The organism is Methylobacterium variabile, from assembly GCF_001043975.1.
GTDB classification, from domain to species: domain Bacteria; phylum Pseudomonadota; class Alphaproteobacteria; order Rhizobiales; family Beijerinckiaceae; genus Methylobacterium; species Methylobacterium variabile.
The window spans coordinates 1-15,513 of record NZ_LABY01000100.1 but is presented as its reverse complement, the minus strand read 5'-3'; the positions used below and the strand labels follow the sequence as shown (position 1 = coordinate 15,513).

General features: G+C 69.9%; 16 protein-coding genes and 2 pseudogenes. 9 read left to right on the top strand and 9 right to left on the bottom strand.

What is annotated here, in order from left to right:
* Positions 1–114: 114 nt before the first annotated feature.
* Positions 115–387, top strand: a pseudogene (locus tag VQ02_RS15430) (GNAT family N-acetyltransferase); the annotation flags it as partial.
* A 97-nt stretch (positions 388–484) separates the two neighbouring features.
* Here the strand turns inward: VQ02_RS15430 and VQ02_RS15425 are convergent.
* Together VQ02_RS15425 and VQ02_RS15420 are read right to left on the bottom strand one after the other, a co-directional pair.
* A complete protein-coding gene (locus VQ02_RS15425; RefSeq protein WP_048445088.1) occupies positions 485–1,531 on the bottom strand; it encodes a YeiH family protein in 1,047 nt (348 codons plus the stop codon).
* Between the two features lie 75 nt (positions 1,532–1,606).
* Positions 1,607–1,927, bottom strand: a complete 321-nt coding sequence (locus VQ02_RS15420; RefSeq protein WP_048445087.1) for a hypothetical protein — start codon at positions 1,925–1,927, stop codon at positions 1,607–1,609.
* 239 nt (positions 1,928–2,166) lie between these two features.
* Here VQ02_RS15420 and VQ02_RS15415 point away from each other — a divergent pair, with 239 nt between their 5' ends.
* Positions 2,167–2,871, top strand: coding sequence for an HAD family hydrolase (locus VQ02_RS15415; RefSeq protein ID WP_048445086.1), 705 nt, complete (start codon positions 2,167–2,169; stop codon positions 2,869–2,871).
* A 266-nt stretch (positions 2,872–3,137) separates the two neighbouring features.
* Positions 3,138–3,716, top strand: a complete 579-nt coding sequence (msuE, locus tag VQ02_RS15410; RefSeq protein WP_048445085.1) for an FMN reductase — start codon at positions 3,138–3,140, stop codon at positions 3,714–3,716.
* A gap of 126 nt (positions 3,717–3,842) precedes the next feature.
* Here the strand turns inward: msuE and VQ02_RS15405 are convergent, their stop codons facing one another.
* Positions 3,843–4,868: a gamma carbonic anhydrase family protein gene (locus VQ02_RS15405; RefSeq protein WP_048445084.1), complete on the bottom strand. Its 1,026-nt coding sequence runs from the start codon at positions 4,866–4,868 to the stop codon at positions 3,843–3,845.
* A 247-nt stretch (positions 4,869–5,115) separates the two neighbouring features.
* Between VQ02_RS15405 and VQ02_RS15400 the strand changes: the two genes are divergently transcribed.
* The 3 genes from VQ02_RS15400 (at position 5,116) to VQ02_RS15390 (ending at position 7,274) form a co-directional block, all read left to right on the top strand.
* On the top strand, positions 5,116–5,571 hold the full coding sequence (locus VQ02_RS15400; RefSeq protein ID WP_048445083.1) for a molybdenum cofactor biosynthesis protein MoaE: 456 nt from the start codon (positions 5,116–5,118) through the stop codon (positions 5,569–5,571).
* A gap of 78 nt (positions 5,572–5,649) precedes the next feature.
* Entirely contained in the window at positions 5,650–6,039 is a 390-nt protein-coding gene (locus VQ02_RS15395) for a hypothetical protein (protein ID WP_048445082.1), read from the top strand.
* A 95-nt stretch (positions 6,040–6,134) separates the two neighbouring features.
* Positions 6,135–7,274 carry an AI-2E family transporter gene (locus VQ02_RS15390; protein WP_048445081.1) on the top strand — a complete coding sequence of 380 codons (1,140 nt, stop codon included), beginning with the start codon at positions 6,135–6,137 and terminating at the stop codon, positions 7,272–7,274.
* Positions 7,275–7,283: 9 nt separating this feature from the next.
* On the opposite strand, the gene VQ02_RS15385 is transcribed toward VQ02_RS15390, so the two are convergent.
* The 4 genes and pseudogenes from VQ02_RS15385 to VQ02_RS39185 form a co-directional block, all read right to left on the bottom strand.
* Positions 7,284–7,907: a hypothetical protein gene (locus tag VQ02_RS15385; protein WP_048445080.1), complete on the bottom strand. Its 624-nt coding sequence runs from the start codon at positions 7,905–7,907 to the stop codon at positions 7,284–7,286.
* A 68-nt stretch (positions 7,908–7,975) separates the two neighbouring features.
* Positions 7,976–8,932: a glutathione synthase gene (gene gshB, locus VQ02_RS15380; protein ID WP_048445079.1), complete on the bottom strand. Its 957-nt coding sequence runs from the start codon at positions 8,930–8,932 to the stop codon at positions 7,976–7,978.
* 202 nt (positions 8,933–9,134) lie between these two features.
* Positions 9,135–9,638 carry a YciE/YciF ferroxidase family protein gene (locus VQ02_RS15375; RefSeq protein ID WP_048445078.1) on the bottom strand — a complete coding sequence of 168 codons (504 nt, stop codon included), beginning with the start codon at positions 9,636–9,638 and terminating at the stop codon, positions 9,135–9,137.
* 295 nt (positions 9,639–9,933) lie between these two features.
* Positions 9,934–10,344, bottom strand: a pseudogene (locus tag VQ02_RS39185) (YcgN family cysteine cluster protein); the annotation flags it as partial.
* A 357-nt stretch (positions 10,345–10,701) separates the two neighbouring features.
* Here VQ02_RS39185 and VQ02_RS15365 point away from each other — a divergent pair.
* Together VQ02_RS15365 and VQ02_RS15360 are read left to right on the top strand one after the other, a co-directional pair.
* Positions 10,702–12,903: a transglycosylase domain-containing protein gene (locus VQ02_RS15365; RefSeq protein WP_048445077.1), complete on the top strand. Its 2,202-nt coding sequence runs from the start codon at positions 10,702–10,704 to the stop codon at positions 12,901–12,903.
* A 408-nt stretch (positions 12,904–13,311) separates the two neighbouring features.
* Positions 13,312–14,295, top strand: coding sequence for a glycosyltransferase family 61 protein (locus VQ02_RS15360; protein ID WP_167350752.1), 984 nt, complete (start codon positions 13,312–13,314; stop codon positions 14,293–14,295).
* A 46-nt stretch (positions 14,296–14,341) separates the two neighbouring features.
* Here VQ02_RS15360 and VQ02_RS37135 read toward each other — a convergent pair whose 3' ends face one another.
* Together VQ02_RS37135 and VQ02_RS37130 are read right to left on the bottom strand one after the other, a co-directional pair.
* Positions 14,342–14,938: an acyltransferase gene (locus VQ02_RS37135; RefSeq protein WP_157080641.1), complete on the bottom strand. Its 597-nt coding sequence runs from the start codon at positions 14,936–14,938 to the stop codon at positions 14,342–14,344.
* Between the two features lie 68 nt (positions 14,939–15,006).
* Complete coding sequence (locus VQ02_RS37130; protein WP_157080640.1) at positions 15,007–15,171, bottom strand: hypothetical protein; 165 nt, start codon at positions 15,169–15,171, stop codon at positions 15,007–15,009.
* A gap of 63 nt (positions 15,172–15,234) precedes the next feature.
* Between VQ02_RS37130 and VQ02_RS15355 the strand changes: the two genes are divergently transcribed.
* On the top strand, positions 15,235–15,513 hold a 279-nt coding region (locus VQ02_RS15355; RefSeq protein WP_048445075.1), incomplete at its 3' end, for a 3-hydroxyacyl-CoA dehydrogenase NAD-binding domain-containing protein.

Genomic DNA, 15,513 nt, shown 5'->3' with positions numbered 1-15,513 from the left:
GTAATACCGCCGCGCCTTCGAACGGACTCGTTCGGAGGCGCAAGGCAAGCCCGAACGGGCGCCGGCGCTGATGCGCCGGACGCCTTCGCATCGACGTGTCGATGCGAAGGCGCGAGGGTATCAGTGATCGGGCGGCTGGCCGTCGACCGCAGCCACGCCGGCCGGGGGCTCGGCGCCGACATTCTCTCCGACGCGCTGCGCCGGATCGCCCTCGCTTCGCGGAGCATCGGCATCGGCGCCGTCATGATCCAGGCGAAGGACGAGGCGGCGAGGCGCTTCTACCTGCGATGCGCCGAATTCATCGAATTTCCGCAGGACTGCCGCACGCTGTTCCTGCCCATCGAGACGGTGGTCGCCGCGTTTGGCGACGACGCGGAGGCGCCCTGAACGGGGGCGGGCTGCACCGGCGAGCCCCCGCTCATACCAGCGCGCTTTCAGGCTCAGCCCGCGCCGCCGAACAAGTCCGTTCGACGGCGCGGCGGCATCAGGAGATCCCCAGCCCCCGCACCAGGGCGATGCTGACGAGGAGCAGGACGCCCAGGGAGGCGACGACCGCGAGCGTCACCCGGCCGCCGACCCGGGCCACCACCCGCACGTCGACGCCGAGGCCGAGGGCCGCCATGGCGATCACCGTCAGGATCCCGGCCATTCGGGTCAGGGGCGCCTGCGCCGCGTCGGGCACGAGGCCGAGGGAGCGGGCGGCGGCGAGGGAGAGGAAGCCGAGGATGAACCACGGCACCAGCTTGAAGAAGCCGAGCCGCCTGCGCGTCTCGGCCGGGGCGCCGGGCTCGTCGCGCAGGCGCGAGGCCAGCAGCGACAGGCCGAGGACCACGGGCCCGAGCATCAGCACCCGCACGAGCTTGACGAGCGTGCCGACCTGGGTGCTGACGAGGCTCACCGGTACGGTGGCGGCCAGCACCTGCGGCACCGCGTAGACCGTGAGGCCGGCGAGCACGCCGTACTCCGTCGGCGTGGTGCCCAGCAGCGGGATCAGCAGCGGCAAGCCGAGCACCACCAGCACGCCGAGGATCGCCGTGAAGGCGATCGAGGAGGCGACGTCGTCGCTGCGGGCGCCGATCACCGGGGCGACGGCGGCGATGGCCGAGTTGCCGCAGATGGCGTTGCCGCAGGCGATCAGGATCGACATCCGGGCCGGCAGGCCGAGCAGGCGGCCGATGGCGTAGCTCGCGCCGAGCGCGATCACCACGGTGGCGACGATGCCGGCCAGCAGCGCCGGCCCCGAGGCGACGAGGGCCCTGAGGCTGATCGAGGCGCCGAGCAGCATCACGGCGACCTCGAGCAGCTGCTTGGCGCTGAAGGCGATGCCGACGCGCCAGCGCGGTCCCGGCTCCCAGACCGAGCGGATCGCGATGCCGGCCAGGATCGCGATCACCAGGGCCTCGACGTAGGGATGGTGGACGAGGTGCTCCTCCGCGGCCTGGACGAGGCTCGCCGCCGCCGTGATCGCGACGCAGAGGGTGAGTCCGGGCAGGACCGCGAGGGCGGTCCGCGCGATCGTGTCAGGCCGCATCGCCGGCTGAGTCCGTCGTCATAGGGAGTGTCGTCGCAGGGGATCTCGGCGTCCCGCCGGACGGTCGTCCGGTGCTCACGGGCGGAAGCTCGTTCCGATGCCGGACCGCGGCGGCTGGCCGAGCCAGAGCAGCGCGAGGCCGAGGACCAGGGCGATCGGGGCGGCCGGCGAGAGCGTGAAGGGCAGGCCGAGGAGCTTCCACAGGGCCGGCTGCCCGCCCTCGGCCATCGCCTGGAGGCTCGCGGCCCGGTCCTTCAGCAGCGCCGCCGCGACGTCGCTGACCGAGGTGACGAGCACCGCGTTGTTGGCGATCGAGCGGGCGCCGTCGTAGACGATCCCGACGAAGCCGGCCGCGAGGAGCAGCAGGCCGAGGCAGCGGCACAGGAAGCGGATCATTCAGGGCTCCGACCGCGCCCGCGGGGGACGCGCGGCACCTTGAGTAGAGAGCCGCCCCTGCGGGTGCAAGGAGTTAAGGCGCGGGAGCGCCGTCGCGGCGGGTGTGCACGCGGCGCCGTGGCGGATTGATCCCGGCCTCCCCGCCGTGCCAGGGGCGTGCGCTCAGGTTTCTGGTCTGTCGCAGGCTTTCGATCGCAAAACCGGCACCCGCTTTTGCGAAGCCTGCCGAGGGGAGCGGCATGGACGGTAGGACGGGCGGCGCGGGAGCGCGGCCGGAGCTGGTGATCTTCGATTGCGACGGGGTGCTGGTGGACAGCGAGCCGATCAGCCTCGTGCGCCTGACCGAGGCCTTGCGGCGCATCGGCGTGCCGATCGACCTCGACACGGTGGCGCGGCGCTTCACCGGCACCAGCATGACCTCGATCATGGCGCACATCGCCCGCGACTACGGCGTGCCCACGCCCGAGGGCTTCGTCGACGCGGTGCGGGCCGACACCCTGCGGGCCTTCGACGCCGAGCTGAAGGCGATCGCGGGCGTCGCCGACGTGCTGGGCGTGATGCCGGACCGGCGCTGCGTCGCCTCGAGCAGCGATCCCCAGCGCCTGCGGCACGCGCTCCAGCTCACCGGCCTGCTGCCGCTGTTCGGCGAGCACGTCTTCAGCGCCAGCATGGTGTCGCGGGGCAAGCCCTTTCCGGACCTCTTCCTCTACGCGGCCGAGCAGATGGGCGTCCCACCGGGCGCCTGCGTGGTGATCGAGGACAGCGTGCCGGGCGTCACCGCGGCGAGGAGCGCCGGCATGCCGGTCCTCGGCTTCTGCGGCGGCGGCCACTGGGCGCACGACCGGGCCGGGGCGGACCTTTTGGCCGCAGGAGCCTTCCGGGTTTTCGACGAATTCACCCACCTGCCCCATCTATTGGGGGAGTGGGACGCCGCGTCCCGTTAAGAGACGGGGAGCCCTGGCACCGGTTTCGCATTGACCTTCCGCGAGCGCCCGGCACATTCGGAACCGTCGCGGGCCTCGCCGGCCGCGACGATCCCGAGGGAGGACGCGACCGGCCCGAGCAGGTTTCGCACAAGCGGTTGCCGTTTTGCGACAAAAACCTGCGACAGAACAAGAACCTAAGCCGACGCAGCGTTGGCCCGCCAGCGCAAGTCTGCTCAGCGAGCCCGTACCAGAATTCCCCGTCCGCCAGCCAACCGGAGCCCGCCGTGAGACCAGCCCGCATCGTCGCCTTCTCGGGCAACGTCCGCCGCCCGTCCCGGACCCGCGCGCTGGTGGAGGCCGTCGCCGCCGAGCTGTCCCGCCGCCGCCCGATCGAGCTGAAGGTGCACGACCTGGCCGATCTCGGCACGGGCCTCGGCGCCACCACCCGGCAGGCCCTGCCCCTGCCGATCGCCCACATGATCGAGGCGATCGAGGGCGCCGATGGCCTGATCGTCGGCTCGCCGGTGCATAACGGCTCGTATTCGGGCCTGTTCAAGCACGTGATCGACTTCCTCGACCCCGCGGCGCTCGCCGGCAAGCCGGTGGCCATCACGGCGACCGGGGGCGGCCCGCGCCACGCCCTGATGGTCGAGCACCAGCTGCGGCCGCTCTTCGGCTTCTTCACCGCCCACGTCGCGCCGACCGCGGTCTATGCCGGCGAGGCGGAGATCCAGGACGGGATCGTGACCGATCCCCGGGTCGCCGAGCGGGTCGCCGCCGCCGCCGCCGAGCTTTCCCACCTCCTCGACGTGGCGGAGGCGGCCCGCCGCAGCGGTTCGGGCCGGGCCGTGGCGGGGCTCTGAGACCGCGGCACCTGCGAACGGAGGCACCTGCGAACGGACTCGTTCCGACGGCGCGGCGGTCGCAGGCTCTCGGCCTGGCGCAGGTCCCTCGTCGCTGCGCCGGCGACCACGCCCGCGCAGTCCGGCTCAGACGCCGCCCAGCCGCGCCTGGATCTTGCGGTAGGCCCGGCCGTAGGCGGCGTAGCTCGCGACGGTGCGGGACATCATGGCGCGGCGCTCGGAATCGAGGCGCGACAGCGCGCGCGCCGGGCGCCCGCCCCAGAGCCAGCCCGACGTCAGCACCTGCCCGGGATCGGTGGCGCTGCCGGCGGCGAGCAGCACGTCCGCCTCGATCACCGTGCCCGGACCGAGGAGCGCGCCCATGCCGACGAGGCAGCCCGGGCCGATGCGGCCGTCGCTGGCGCGCACGTTGTGCCCAAGCGTGGTGTCGCGCCCGATCACCAGCCCGTCGCCCCGGGTGCACAGCACGCAATTGTCCTGCACGTTCACGTTCTCGTCGATCACGATCGGGCCTACGGCGGCGTCGAGGGCGCAGGAGAAGAACACGCTCGCCCCCGGCGCCAGGGCGATCCGGCCGCGCAGCCGGGCGGTGCGGGCCACGAACACCGCGGCATCGGGCGCGAAGTCGCCGCCGGGGGTCGCGGCGGGCTCGCTGGCTGCGGCCTCGCGCAGGCGCTCGGCCCGCTCGGTGAGCTCGCCGGGGACCAGCGCCCGCACCGGCCGGGCCGGGCTGCCGGCGCAGACGAAGCCCGCCGGCAGGGTGGTGCGCGGAAACACCGTGCTGCCGGCTTCCAGCAGCACCCCGTCCTCGATCAGCGAGCCGTCGAGGACCACGCAGGCATCCTCGATCACGCAATCGTCGCCGACCGTGCAGGCATGGACCACCGCATCGCGCCCGACCGTGACCCGGTCGCCGACGATGCAAGGGTAGACCTCGGCAGCGATGTGCAGGGTCGAGCGGGCGCCGAGCCAGAACCGGTCGCCCACGACGACGTCGTGCCCGTCGGCCCGGATCACCGATTCGTCGCCGAGCCAGGCCTGGGCTCCGAGGCTGGCCCGCCCGATCACCGCGCTGCCGCGGCCGCACCAGACCGGCCGGGCGGCGAAGGTCGGCTCAGTGTCGTCGAAGGGGAGGAGGAGGTCTGGGGTCACGGGTCGGTCCTCCGTCCGGCCGGATCCTCGCGCGGTCCGGCCGTTCCTTGCCTCCCATCTACGCCACTCCGCCGCCGCCGACAGCCCCGGGTCGCAGCGCAGATCGCTGGTGGCGGAGCGGCACCCGACCGGGCGCCGGCGCGGGAGCCCAGGTCGTGACCGTGCGCCGGACGCTCCCGCATCGACCTGTCGATGCGGGAGCGCGCTGGTATAAGACGCGGGCACCCCCGTGACGCCCGGACCCGCCATGACCCCTCGCCTCTCGATCCAGCCCGAGCCCTTCGACGTCGCGGCGGAGATCGCCGCCCTCACGGCGGAGCTCGGCGGGCGGGCGGGCGCCATCGTGAGCTTCACCGGCCTGTGCCGCGACGAGGACGGGCGCCTCGCCGCCCTCGAGCTCGAGCATTATCCCGGCATGGCCGAGGCCGAGATCGGCCGCGTGCTTGAGGAGGCCGCGCGGCGCTGGCCGCTCCAGGGCGCCGTGGCGATCCACCGCCACGGCCTGATCCGCCCGGGCGAGGGCATCGTGCTGGTGCTGGCCGCCTCCGCCCACCGCACGGCCGCCTTCGAGGCGGCGAGCTTCCTGATGGACTACCTCAAGACCCGGGCGCCGTTCTGGAAGCGCGAGCACCGGGCCGACGGCAGCCTCGGCGGCTGGGTCGAGGCGACCGAGCACGACGCGGCCGCCGCCGCGCGCTGGTGACGGTGAGAACCGGGGATTACGGAGAATTCGAGCGGTCGGGCTGAGGAATCGCTGACGGAGCTGCGGCAGGATCCGGCCATGCCGTCAGATCCCCGATCCCCCGATCAGCTGCCGTTCGACCCGCTCAGCGCGCGCAACCTCGCGGTGGCCTGCGCCCTCGTCGGGCTCGGGACCATCCTGCTCTCCGACCGGCCGACGCCCGGGGGTGTCCTGCTCGCCTGGGGCGGCCTCGCCGGCTGGGCCCTCCTGCGCCTCCTGGGCGGACGGGGGGCGCAGCCGGTGCGCCGGAAGCCCCGGCGGCGGCCGATCATCGAGGTCGTGGAGGTGGCGGACTGGGCGCCCCGACGCCCGCCCGCGCCGCTCGCCCTGCCCAAGCCCATCGCCACGGCCCCGCCGGCGACGAACTGGTCGACCGCCCCGCACCCGGCCGTGCTCGCCGGCGTCCGGCGCCGGCGCGAGGAAGGATAACGGGGGACCGGGGCGCATCCGCGGTCGCCGAACGGCCGCGCGCGGCTATCTGTCCAGCGCGGCGGCCCGCTCCGCCGGCGGAGAGATCATCGGACATGCCCGTTTCCCCACCTCAGGACACCACCAGCCCGCTCTGGGCGAGCACCCGGCCGCTGGTCCTCGCCGGCATCGGAGTGGCGGCGTTCACGGCCCTCATGCTGCTGGCCTGGCGCTCGGCCGACACGCTGCTCCTGATCTTCGCCGGCATCCTGTTCGCGGTCTTCCTCGAAGGGCTCACCCACTATCTCGGCCGCGTCGTCCCCCTGGGGCACGGGTGGCGCCTCGCGATCGTCAGCGTGCTGCTCACGGCCCTGGTGCTCGGCATGGTCGGGTTCGGCGGCGCCACCGTGGCGGGTGAGGCGGAGCGCCTGGGGCAGACGCTGCGGCAGCAATCCGGCACCGTGAAGTCCTGGCTCGACGTCCGCGGGATCGACACCCGCTTCCTCGATTTCGGCAAGCTGAAGGAGGCGGCGTCGCAAGGGGGCAGCGAGGCGGGCGACGATGCGAAGAGCGCTCCCCGGGCCGGCGGCCTGCCGAGCCCCGGCACGCTCCTGTCGGGCGCCGGCAGCGTGCTCGGCCAAGCCTCGATGGTGGCCATGGCGGTGTTCGGCGCCATCGGCAACGTGTTCATCGTGGTGGTGCTCGGCCTGTTCGTGGCGGCCGACCCGCGGACCTACCGCGACGGGCTGCTGCGCTTCGTGCCCCCGCGCCACCGCACCCACGCGGCCTCCGTCGCCGACGACATCGGCATCACCCTGCGCCACTGGCTGTTCGGGCAGCTCGTCGTGATGGCGGCGATCTTCGTCTGCGTCTGGCTCGGGCTGACCCTCGTGGGCATCGACGGCGCCCTGATCCTCGGGCTCCAGGCCGGCCTGCTCTGCTTCATCCCGACCATCGGGGCGCTGATCGCCGGCATCATCATCGTGCTGGCATGCCTCGCCTCGGGCCTCAAGGGGGTGATCGCGGGCCTTGCCGTCTACCTGCTGGTGCAGACCCTCGAGAGCTACGTGCTGACGCCGTTCGTGCAGAAGCGGGCGCTCGACATCCCGCCCGCCACCCTGTTCGCCGGGCAGATCCTGCTCGGCGTGCTGTTCGGCCTCTGGGGGGTGGCCCTGGCCCTGCCCCTGATGGCGGTCGCCAAGGTGCTGCTCGACCGGCTCTACATCGAGGACACGCTGGGGGAGGACGCGGGCTGACCCGCCGCGCTACCGGATCTCGTCGAGCTGATCCACGAAGGGCAGCGGGTCGTCCGGGTCGGCGAGGATGCCGTCCATCATGGCCTGGAACACCGCGACGGCGCTCGCCTGCTCGTCCTCCCCCAGCAGGCGCGACGCTTTGCCCGGGCCGAGACGCATCGCGGCGGCGGTCGCCTCGGCCTCGGCGGGGGAGAACACGTAGTCGTGGATCACCGCGACGCCGGTGCCGTCCGGACCGAGGGCGTCCTCGGCCCCGCGGACCAGGGTCAGGAAGGCGAGGAACGCGATCAGGTTCTCGTCGTACATCCACGAGCCGGCGACGAACTCCTGCTCCACGCAATCGTAGGTGATGTGGCGCGTATTCGCCGCCTCGCAGTGCTCGAACAGCCCCCGGAACGCGGCCCGCACGGTCGGCCAGCGCGCGAGCCGCTCCCCGGCCTCCCGGGCGTAGGTCGCCATCTCCTCGGCCGTGGCCTGCGCGAGTTCCTCGGCCCCGTCGTCGAGGCACCAGCGGCCGCCGAGGTCGCGCCAATCCGTCCAGCGGGCCGGATCCGGCGGCGAGGTCTCCAGCCAGTGGACCAGATCCGCGCGGGCAACATGCAACCGCACGAAAGCGCCGTAGGGCTCGGACATCAGGCAGCTTCCCTTGGGTTCGATGCGACCAGGGAATGTCCGATTCGGGAGCGCCCGTCGCGGGCGATCTATGCCACCTGCGGCTTCGTCACCTTGGCCTCGATCGCGTCCCAGACCGCGACCGCGAGGTCGGGGCCGCCGAGGCGCTTGATCGCCCGGATGCCGGTCGGCGAGGTGACGTTGATCTCGGTCAGGTTGCCGTCGATCACGTCGATGCCGACCAGGATCAGGCCGCGGCGGCGCAGCTCGGGGCCGATCGCGGCGCAGATCTCCTGCTCGCGCGGGGTGAGCGCGGTGGCCCCCCCGGTGCCGCCCCGCACCATGTTGGAGCGGATGTCGTTGGCCGCCGGCACCCGGTTGACCGCGCCGAGGGGCTCGCCGTCGACCAGGATGATGCGCTTGTCGCCCTCGGTGATGCGCGGCAGGAAGCGCTGCACCACCCAGGGCTCGCGGAAGGTGACCGCGAACAGGTCGTACATCGAGCCGAAATTCGGGTCGTCGGGGAGCACCCGCAGCACCGCGGCGCCGCCGTGGCCGTGCAGCGGCTTCATCACCACGGCGCCGTGCTCGGCCCGGAACTCCTCGATCTCGCGCTTGTCGCGGGTGATCAGGGTCGGCGGCATCAGCTCCGGATAGGCGGTGACGAACAGCTTCTCGGGGGCGTTGCGCACCTCGAAGGGGTTGTTCACCACGAGCGTCTCGGGGTGGATGCGCTCGAGCAGGTGCGTCGCCGTGATGTAGGCGAGGTCGAAGGGCGGGTCCTGGCGCATCAGCACCACGTCGACCTCGCGTAAGTCGATCCGCTCCTGGGGCCCGAGGGCTGCGTGGTCGCCCTCGACGTCCTGCACCCGCAGGGGCTCGACCCGGGCGGTGACGCGCCCGTCGCGCATCGAGAGCCGGTCGGGCGTGTAGTGCAGGAGCGTGTGGCCGCGGGCCTGGGCCTCCAGCAGCAGCGCGAAGGTGGTGTCGCCGGCGATGCGGATCGCCTGGATCGGGTCCATCTGGACCGCGACGGTGAGGGCCATGTCGGGGTTGTCTCCGGTCGCCCGGGTTATCGGGCGGCCCGCGCCCGATGGCAACGGCCGCCCACGAAGGAAGGCCCCGCGCGCGAGGTTGCGGCGGGGCCCCAAGTCGAGGGAGGAAACGCCCATGAGGGCCTGGAGAGGTCTTGCAAGCCGCGTGCCAACGCGGCCTGCGAGGCCGATTCGTATCCGCGCCGTCCCGGGATCAGGCGGCCTTGCGGTTGACCTTGCTCTCGGCGAGGGAGGTGAGCTTCTTGTCGGTCGCCTTCTCCTCCTCGAGGGTCTGCTGCAGCGGACCGATCACGTCCTTGCGCCCGAGCTGCTGGGCGTAGGCGATGATCGTGCCGTAGCGGGTGATCTCGTAGTGCTCGACGGCCTGGGCGGCGGCCAGCATGGCAGCGTCGCGCACTTCGGCGTCGTCGGTGTCGCCGATGATCTCCTCGGCCTCGGCGATGATGCCGTCCATCGCGGCGCAGCGCACGCCCTTGGCGGGCTGGCCCAGCGTCTGGAACACCTGGTCGAGCCGCCGGATCTGGCCCTCGGTCTCGCGCAGGTGCGTCTCGAAGCCCGCTTTCAGCTGCGGATCGCTCGCCTTGGCGATCATCTTCGGCAGCGCCTTCGTGATCTGCTGCTCGGCGTAGTAGATGTCTTGGAGCATGTGATGGAACAGATCGTCCATGCTCTTGATCGGCTTCGAGAACAGGCCCATGGCGTCCTCCTCGGAATGCGCGCTCGCACGCGCGATCACTTGGACGTTGCTGACGCATCGCGCGGCACGTCTCGAACAGCACTGGGTTGAGCCGCACCGTTCCGTACTGCCGGGGAACGTCGCCCGGCTGGCACGGTTCCTCAAAAACTCCCGGCGGGTATCACTTTCCGGCCAGCGGGTCCCGGCTCCGAGGGTTTTGGCGTCGAGGATCTCGGCTCTGAGGGTCTTGGCTCCGAGGGTCTTGGCTCCGAGGGTCTTGGCTCAGAGGATCCTGGCCCTGAGGATCTTGGCCTTGAGGATCTTGGCCCGGCCAGGCGACGATGCGGTCCGGCAGCTCGTCGGTCTCGAACTCCTCCTCGGTGCCGCTGACCCGGCCGCGGACCGAGATGCCGGCCTCGTGGACGGTGCGGCGGGTGCCGGAGACCAGGGGATGCCACCAGGGCAAGTCGTGCCCGTCCCGCACCAAGCGGTAGCCGCAGGTCGGCGGCAGCCAGGGCAGGGTGCGCACCGCCTCGGGCGTCAGCCGCACGCAGTCGGGGACGCGGCGCTGGCGCCGGGCGTAGTCGCGGCAGCGGCAGGTGCCGGCATCGAGCAGGGTGCAGCCGATGTCGGTGTAGTGGATCTCCGCCGTGTCCTCGTCCTCGAGCTTCAAGAGGCAGCAGCGGCCGCAGCCGTCGCACAGGCTCTCCCACTCCTCGGGGCTCATCGCCTCCAGGCTCTTCTCGCGCCAGAACGGGGTCGCGGCCTTGAGGGAGGCGGGCGGGCGCGGGGACTTGCGGGCTGTGGCCACGGATGCTCGGCCTCGAGGGCGCCGGGTGACGGCGCGGGTGCGGATGTGACGGGCGGGAGGTCTCCCCTCCTCTGCCGCGCCCGCCGGCCGCGGGCAAGCGCGGCCGGGCGCGGCTCAGCACTCCTGCGACGTCGTGTCGGCGCCCGCGCGCCCCATATAGCACACGGCGCGCCGCGACCCGCCTCGCGGCCGCCCAGGTCTCCGTCTAGCGTCTCGCGCTGGGCTGCGAGGCTTGCTAGACCTGAACCCGCGCCACCCGAGGAACCCGCCGCCGTGCCCCTGAACCGGCTGACCACTCTCTGGACCCGCCTGTCGCAAGGGGCGCTCGGCTTCGATGCCTGGCTGAACGACGGCCTCTACAGCGGCGGCCGCTCGTTCGGCGAGGCCTATGAGCGCGTCTCGGAGCGGATCCAGCGGCGCTTCCGCACCCGCGGCGTCAAGCGCCTCGTCCTCGACCTCGCCAGCGAGGGCGTGACGCTGGGGCTCGCGGGCGGCGTCGTGATGCTGACCCTCGCCCAGCCGGCCTTCAACCAGACCAGCGAGAACTGGCTCAAGGCGCCGGACCTCGCCGTGACCTTCCTCGACCGCTACGGCACCGAGGTCGGCCGGCGCGGCATCAAGCACGACGACTCGCTGCGCATCGACGAGTTTCCCGACATCCTGATCAAGGCCCTGATCTCGACCGAGGACCGGCGCTTCTACGAGCACTGGGGCATCGACCCGATCGGGACGCTCCGCGCCGTGACGGTGAACGCCCGCGGCGGCGGCCACGTCCAGGGCGGCTCCTCGCTCACCCAGCAGCTCGCCAAGAACCTGTTCCTGTCGAACGAGCGCTCCCTCGAGCGCAAGGTCAACGAGGCGTTCCTGGCCCTCTGGCTCGAGTTCCACCTGACCAAGAACGAGATCCTGAAGCTCTACCTCGACCGGGCCTACATGGGCGGTGGCACCTTCGGGGCGGCGGCCGCGGCGGACTACTATTTCGGCAAGAACCTGAAGGACATCACGCTGCCGGAAGCGGCGATGCTGGCCGGCCTGTTCAAGGCGCCGACGAAGTACGCCCCCCACGTCAACCTGCCGGCGGCCCGGGCCCGCGCGGCGGACGTGCTGCACAACATGGTGGAGGCCGGCTACCTGACCGAGGGCCAGATCCAGTCGGCCCTGCGCAACCCGGCGACCCCGGTGACGCGCTCGCGCGACATCAGCGCCGACTACTACCTCGACTGGGCCTTCAACGAGATCAAGAAGCTCGCCGACGAGGGCAAGCTGAAGAAGGAGCGGGTGCTGGTGGTGAAGACGCCGCTCGACCTCGCGATCCAGAAGCGGGCCGACCAGGCGGTGGAGAACGTCCTGCGCCAGTTCGGGGACGCCTTCGACGTCGAGCAGGCGGCGCTGGTGACCATGGACCCGGACGGGGCCGTGCGGGCGATGGTGGGCGGCGCCGATTACGGCCAGAGCCAGTTCAACCGCGCCACCGACGCGCTGCGTCAGCCCGGCTCCTCGTTCAAGCCCTACGTCTACGCCGCGGCGCTCGCCACCGGGCAGTGGCGGCCCGACACGCGGGTGGTCGACCGGCCGGTCTGCATCGGCAACTGGTGCCCGGCGAATTACGGCCGTTCCTTCGCCGGCGCGATGCCGCTGTGGATCGCGGTGGCCAAATCGATCAACACCATCCCGGTGCAGTTCTCGATCGCCATGGGCAAGCAGCTCGGCGAGACCCACGATGCCCGCGCGGCCAAGCTCGGCCGGGCCAAGATCATCGACCTCTCCCACAAGATGGGCATCACCACCAACCTGGTCGATTCGGTCTCGCTGCCGATCGGCTCGGCCGAGGTGACGGTGATCGACCAGGCGGCCGGCTACGCGGTGTTCGCCAACGGCGGCAGGCGGGCCAAGCCCTACGCGGCCTCGGAGATCCGCACCGGCGCCGGCGAGGTGATCTACCGCCACGACACCAGCGAGGCGCCGCCCGAGCAGGTGCTCTCGACGCGCGTCGTCGCCGACATGAACTACATGCTCAACAAGGTCGTCGACGAGGGCACCGGCCGCAAGGCGGCGGTCGAGGGCGTGCGCACCGCCGGCAAGTCGGGCACCACCAACGCCTACCGGGATGCCTGGTTCGTCGGCTATACCGGCAACCTCGTCACCGCGGTCTGGTACGGCAACGACGACCATTCCTCGACCAAGAACATGACCGGCGGCTCGCTGCCGGCGATGACCTTCCACGAGGTGATGGCCCCGGCCCACCAGGGCATCGAGCTCAAGCCCATGCCGGGCTTCGAGTCCGACAAGCCCGGCACCCGCGGCGCCCAGGCCGCCGCTCCGACCGCACCCCCGCCCGGCGCGCCCGCCGGCGCCCTGTCGCGGCGCTCCTTCGAGGTGCTGGGCGGCCTCGGCACCCTGTTCCGCTCGGTCGAGAGCCCGCCGCCGGGGCGGGCGGCGTTCAACACGGTGGGCGAGCGGGTCGGGGTGCCGTGAGGCGGGGGCGGTCCCGCGCGCACGGCATGCGAAGGCGTCATGCGGGATCGGCCGGCGAAACTCAGCCCGGCCCTCGCGAGGGCCCGTTCCGCCGGTCGCCTGGGCCTCATCGCACCGCTTCCTCGACCTCGACCCGGATCCATTTTCGGCTAACTTTTCCATCCATCCGAGCTGCGGGATCACGTCTGCGAACATCGTGAGCAAGCTGTCGCAAATCTTACCGCCGCAAGGACGAGACTGAGTGAGCGTACCATTGACATCATAATCCCGTAACGATATTGGAGGGGCCATATAGCAAATCTTGGCAAGCTAATGACAAATTCTTTGATCATCAGGCAATCATATAGCAGCAGCAAGCCCTGCGTCTTTGAGTTGAGCTGTCCGAATTCATATTATGCATATCCGAATTTGCTCGAAATCGAAGCGATGCCGGACGGGGTGAGGAACCTTCTCGACAATCTGTGGCAACGCTCCGTTCATGAGGGGCGCAAGATCAGGATTCTCGAATTCTTCGATGTCTTCATCGCCAAGGAAGGCCTTGCCTTCGACAGGGACCTGAACCTGATTCCGGAGACGCGCACATACCATAGCGACGGCGAAATCGACGAGGCGATCACCAAAATCAAATCCCTGCCGTCAGTCGAGGCCGCCGAAACTATTGATCGATGCATCCTGACGAAGAGCCGCGGCGCGACCAATTACGGACATTTCATTCTCGAGATGCTCCCACGGGCCTGGATTGCCCGCAAGCACCTTCATGTGGACGACTGGCCGGTCCTGATCCACCGCGCCTCGCCCGACCTCGTTCGCGTCGCCTCGCAGGCCCTGAACACCATCGGCATCGGGGATGGCAACATCATCGTCAGCGGCGACGATCCGGTCTTTGTCAAGCACATCATCGTCGTGGACGGACTGACGGCTCACACGCAATACCTCTCGCCGTTCGTCCTGCAGTGCTTCGACGAAATCTCGAACTCGCTCCCGGTGGGTCCCAACAAGAAGATCTATGCCAGCCGCGGGCCGCGATCGTCCCGCGATTTTCACGACGAGGGCGTCGTCGCGCGGAAGCTGACCGAGGCCGGCTACACCGAGACATTCTCCGGAGTTCTCGACTTCCAGTCCCAGATCAGAATGTTCAAGGGCGCGGAACGCGTCGCGGGCGTGATGGGAGCCGCCCTCACCAACATCGCCTTCTGCAAACCCGGAACGCAAATCTTCTGTTTCATGCCGAGCACGGCCTGCGAGGTGCTGTTCTGGATGATCGCGCAGGCACGGCGGCTCAATTACTACGAGATCCGCTGCACCGAGGTCGGCCCACAAATCGGCAGCCTTCCATGGGATCGATCGATTCAGATCGATCCGGAGATCCTTGCGAGCATCGTGTCCGCATAGATCCATCCAGCCGCGCCACCGGAGCGACCGGTCGACGGGAACGCCGTTAATGCTCCCACGTCACCCCTTCGCGAACAACCCTGGCCGGCGCGCCGACGATCAGGCTGTTGGGAGGGAAACGTTGTTTGGAGACGAACGAGCCTCTGCCGATGATGCTGTCCCGGCCAACATGGGCGCCGCCCCAGAGCGATACGCTGCCGGCGCTCCAGACGTGATCCTCTAGGACGACGTCGCCAGGTGGGTTGAGACGCTCGCCGGTAGCGAGATCAAGGATTTTATGAACATGCGATGTTGAGAGGTTTGTATTCTCCGCAATCAAGCAATCTTCACCTATTTCTATCCTTGCGCTCTCATGCATATGGATGTGAGAATGGCCGTTGAACCCAGTTCGATGCCCGATCCGCAATGAACCCGGCGCGACGAGCTGGATGTTGACGCCATTCAACACGCAATAATCACCAATATAAGCGGAGTTACTACCATTAACTCTTAAATGAATATGAGCACAAATGTCCGTATCTCCGATATATATTTTGTTGTTGCGACCGAGTATTTCAATTAAACCATTGCCCGCTTCAATCAAAACTCTCGAAATATCGATTTCGTTATATCCTGGATGCTCTTCAACGACTGCTACTGACATGGCTATCCCCTCAGTTGCGGAGCGGGCAACGCATAGCAGAGTTGGCGTGCGGGTGTAACCGCTACCGATCAATCCGCGTGTGGGCCGATATTGCCATCGACTGCGTTACGATCGATGTCGCAGATCCGCATTGTCACAAAAATGACAACTTTAGGCACTTCCGGCGCTACTTCTACAAACGATGACCGTTCGCCAGAACCAAGTACCGCGACCTGCAGAATATCCTTGAACACGCCTGGGCTTCCTGATCAAACGCGGCGCCTGAAACGTCAGCCCGATCGGCAGGATTCGCGCACATGAAGATCGTGATGGTGGGGGCTGGCTATGTCGGCCTTGTGTCGGGGGCGTGCTTTGCGGATTTCGGCCACACCGTCGTGTGCGTCGACACCGCCCCGGAGAAGATCGCCGCCCTCAAGGACGGCCGCATCCCGATCTACGAGCCCGGCCTCGACGCCCTGGTCGCCGACAACGTCCGCCAGGAGCGCCTCGCCTTCACCACCAACCTCGCCGAGGCCGTCGCCGGCGCCGACGCGGTCTTCATCGCCGTCGGCACTCCCTCCCGCCGCGGCGACGGC

What these genes read in the sequence shown, in the direction of transcription:
- VQ02_RS15425 (WP_048445088.1), bottom strand. Translation starts at nt 1,531, where the DNA reads ATGCGGCCTGACACGATCGCGCGGACCGCCCTCGCGGTCCTGCCCGGA.
- VQ02_RS15420 (WP_048445087.1), bottom strand. Translation starts at nt 1,927, where the DNA reads ATGATCCGCTTCCTGTGCCGCTGCCTCGGCCTGCTGCTCCTCGCGGCC.
- VQ02_RS15415 (WP_048445086.1), top strand. Translation starts at nt 2,167, where the DNA reads ATGGACGGTAGGACGGGCGGCGCGGGAGCGCGGCCGGAGCTGGTGATC.
- VQ02_RS15400 (WP_048445083.1), top strand. Translation starts at nt 5,116, where the DNA reads ATGACCCCTCGCCTCTCGATCCAGCCCGAGCCCTTCGACGTCGCGGCG.
- VQ02_RS15395 (WP_048445082.1), top strand. Translation starts at nt 5,650, where the DNA reads ATGCCGTCAGATCCCCGATCCCCCGATCAGCTGCCGTTCGACCCGCTC.
- VQ02_RS15390 (WP_048445081.1), top strand. Translation starts at nt 6,135, where the DNA reads ATGCCCGTTTCCCCACCTCAGGACACCACCAGCCCGCTCTGGGCGAGC.
- VQ02_RS15385 (WP_048445080.1), bottom strand. Translation starts at nt 7,907, where the DNA reads ATGTCCGAGCCCTACGGCGCTTTCGTGCGGTTGCATGTTGCCCGCGCG.
- gshB (WP_048445079.1), bottom strand. Translation starts at nt 8,932, where the DNA reads ATGGCCCTCACCGTCGCGGTCCAGATGGACCCGATCCAGGCGATCCGC.
- VQ02_RS15375 (WP_048445078.1), bottom strand. Translation starts at nt 9,638, where the DNA reads ATGGGCCTGTTCTCGAAGCCGATCAAGAGCATGGACGATCTGTTCCAT.
- VQ02_RS37135 (WP_157080641.1), bottom strand. Translation starts at nt 14,938, where the DNA reads ATGTCAGTAGCAGTCGTTGAAGAGCATCCAGGATATAACGAAATCGAT.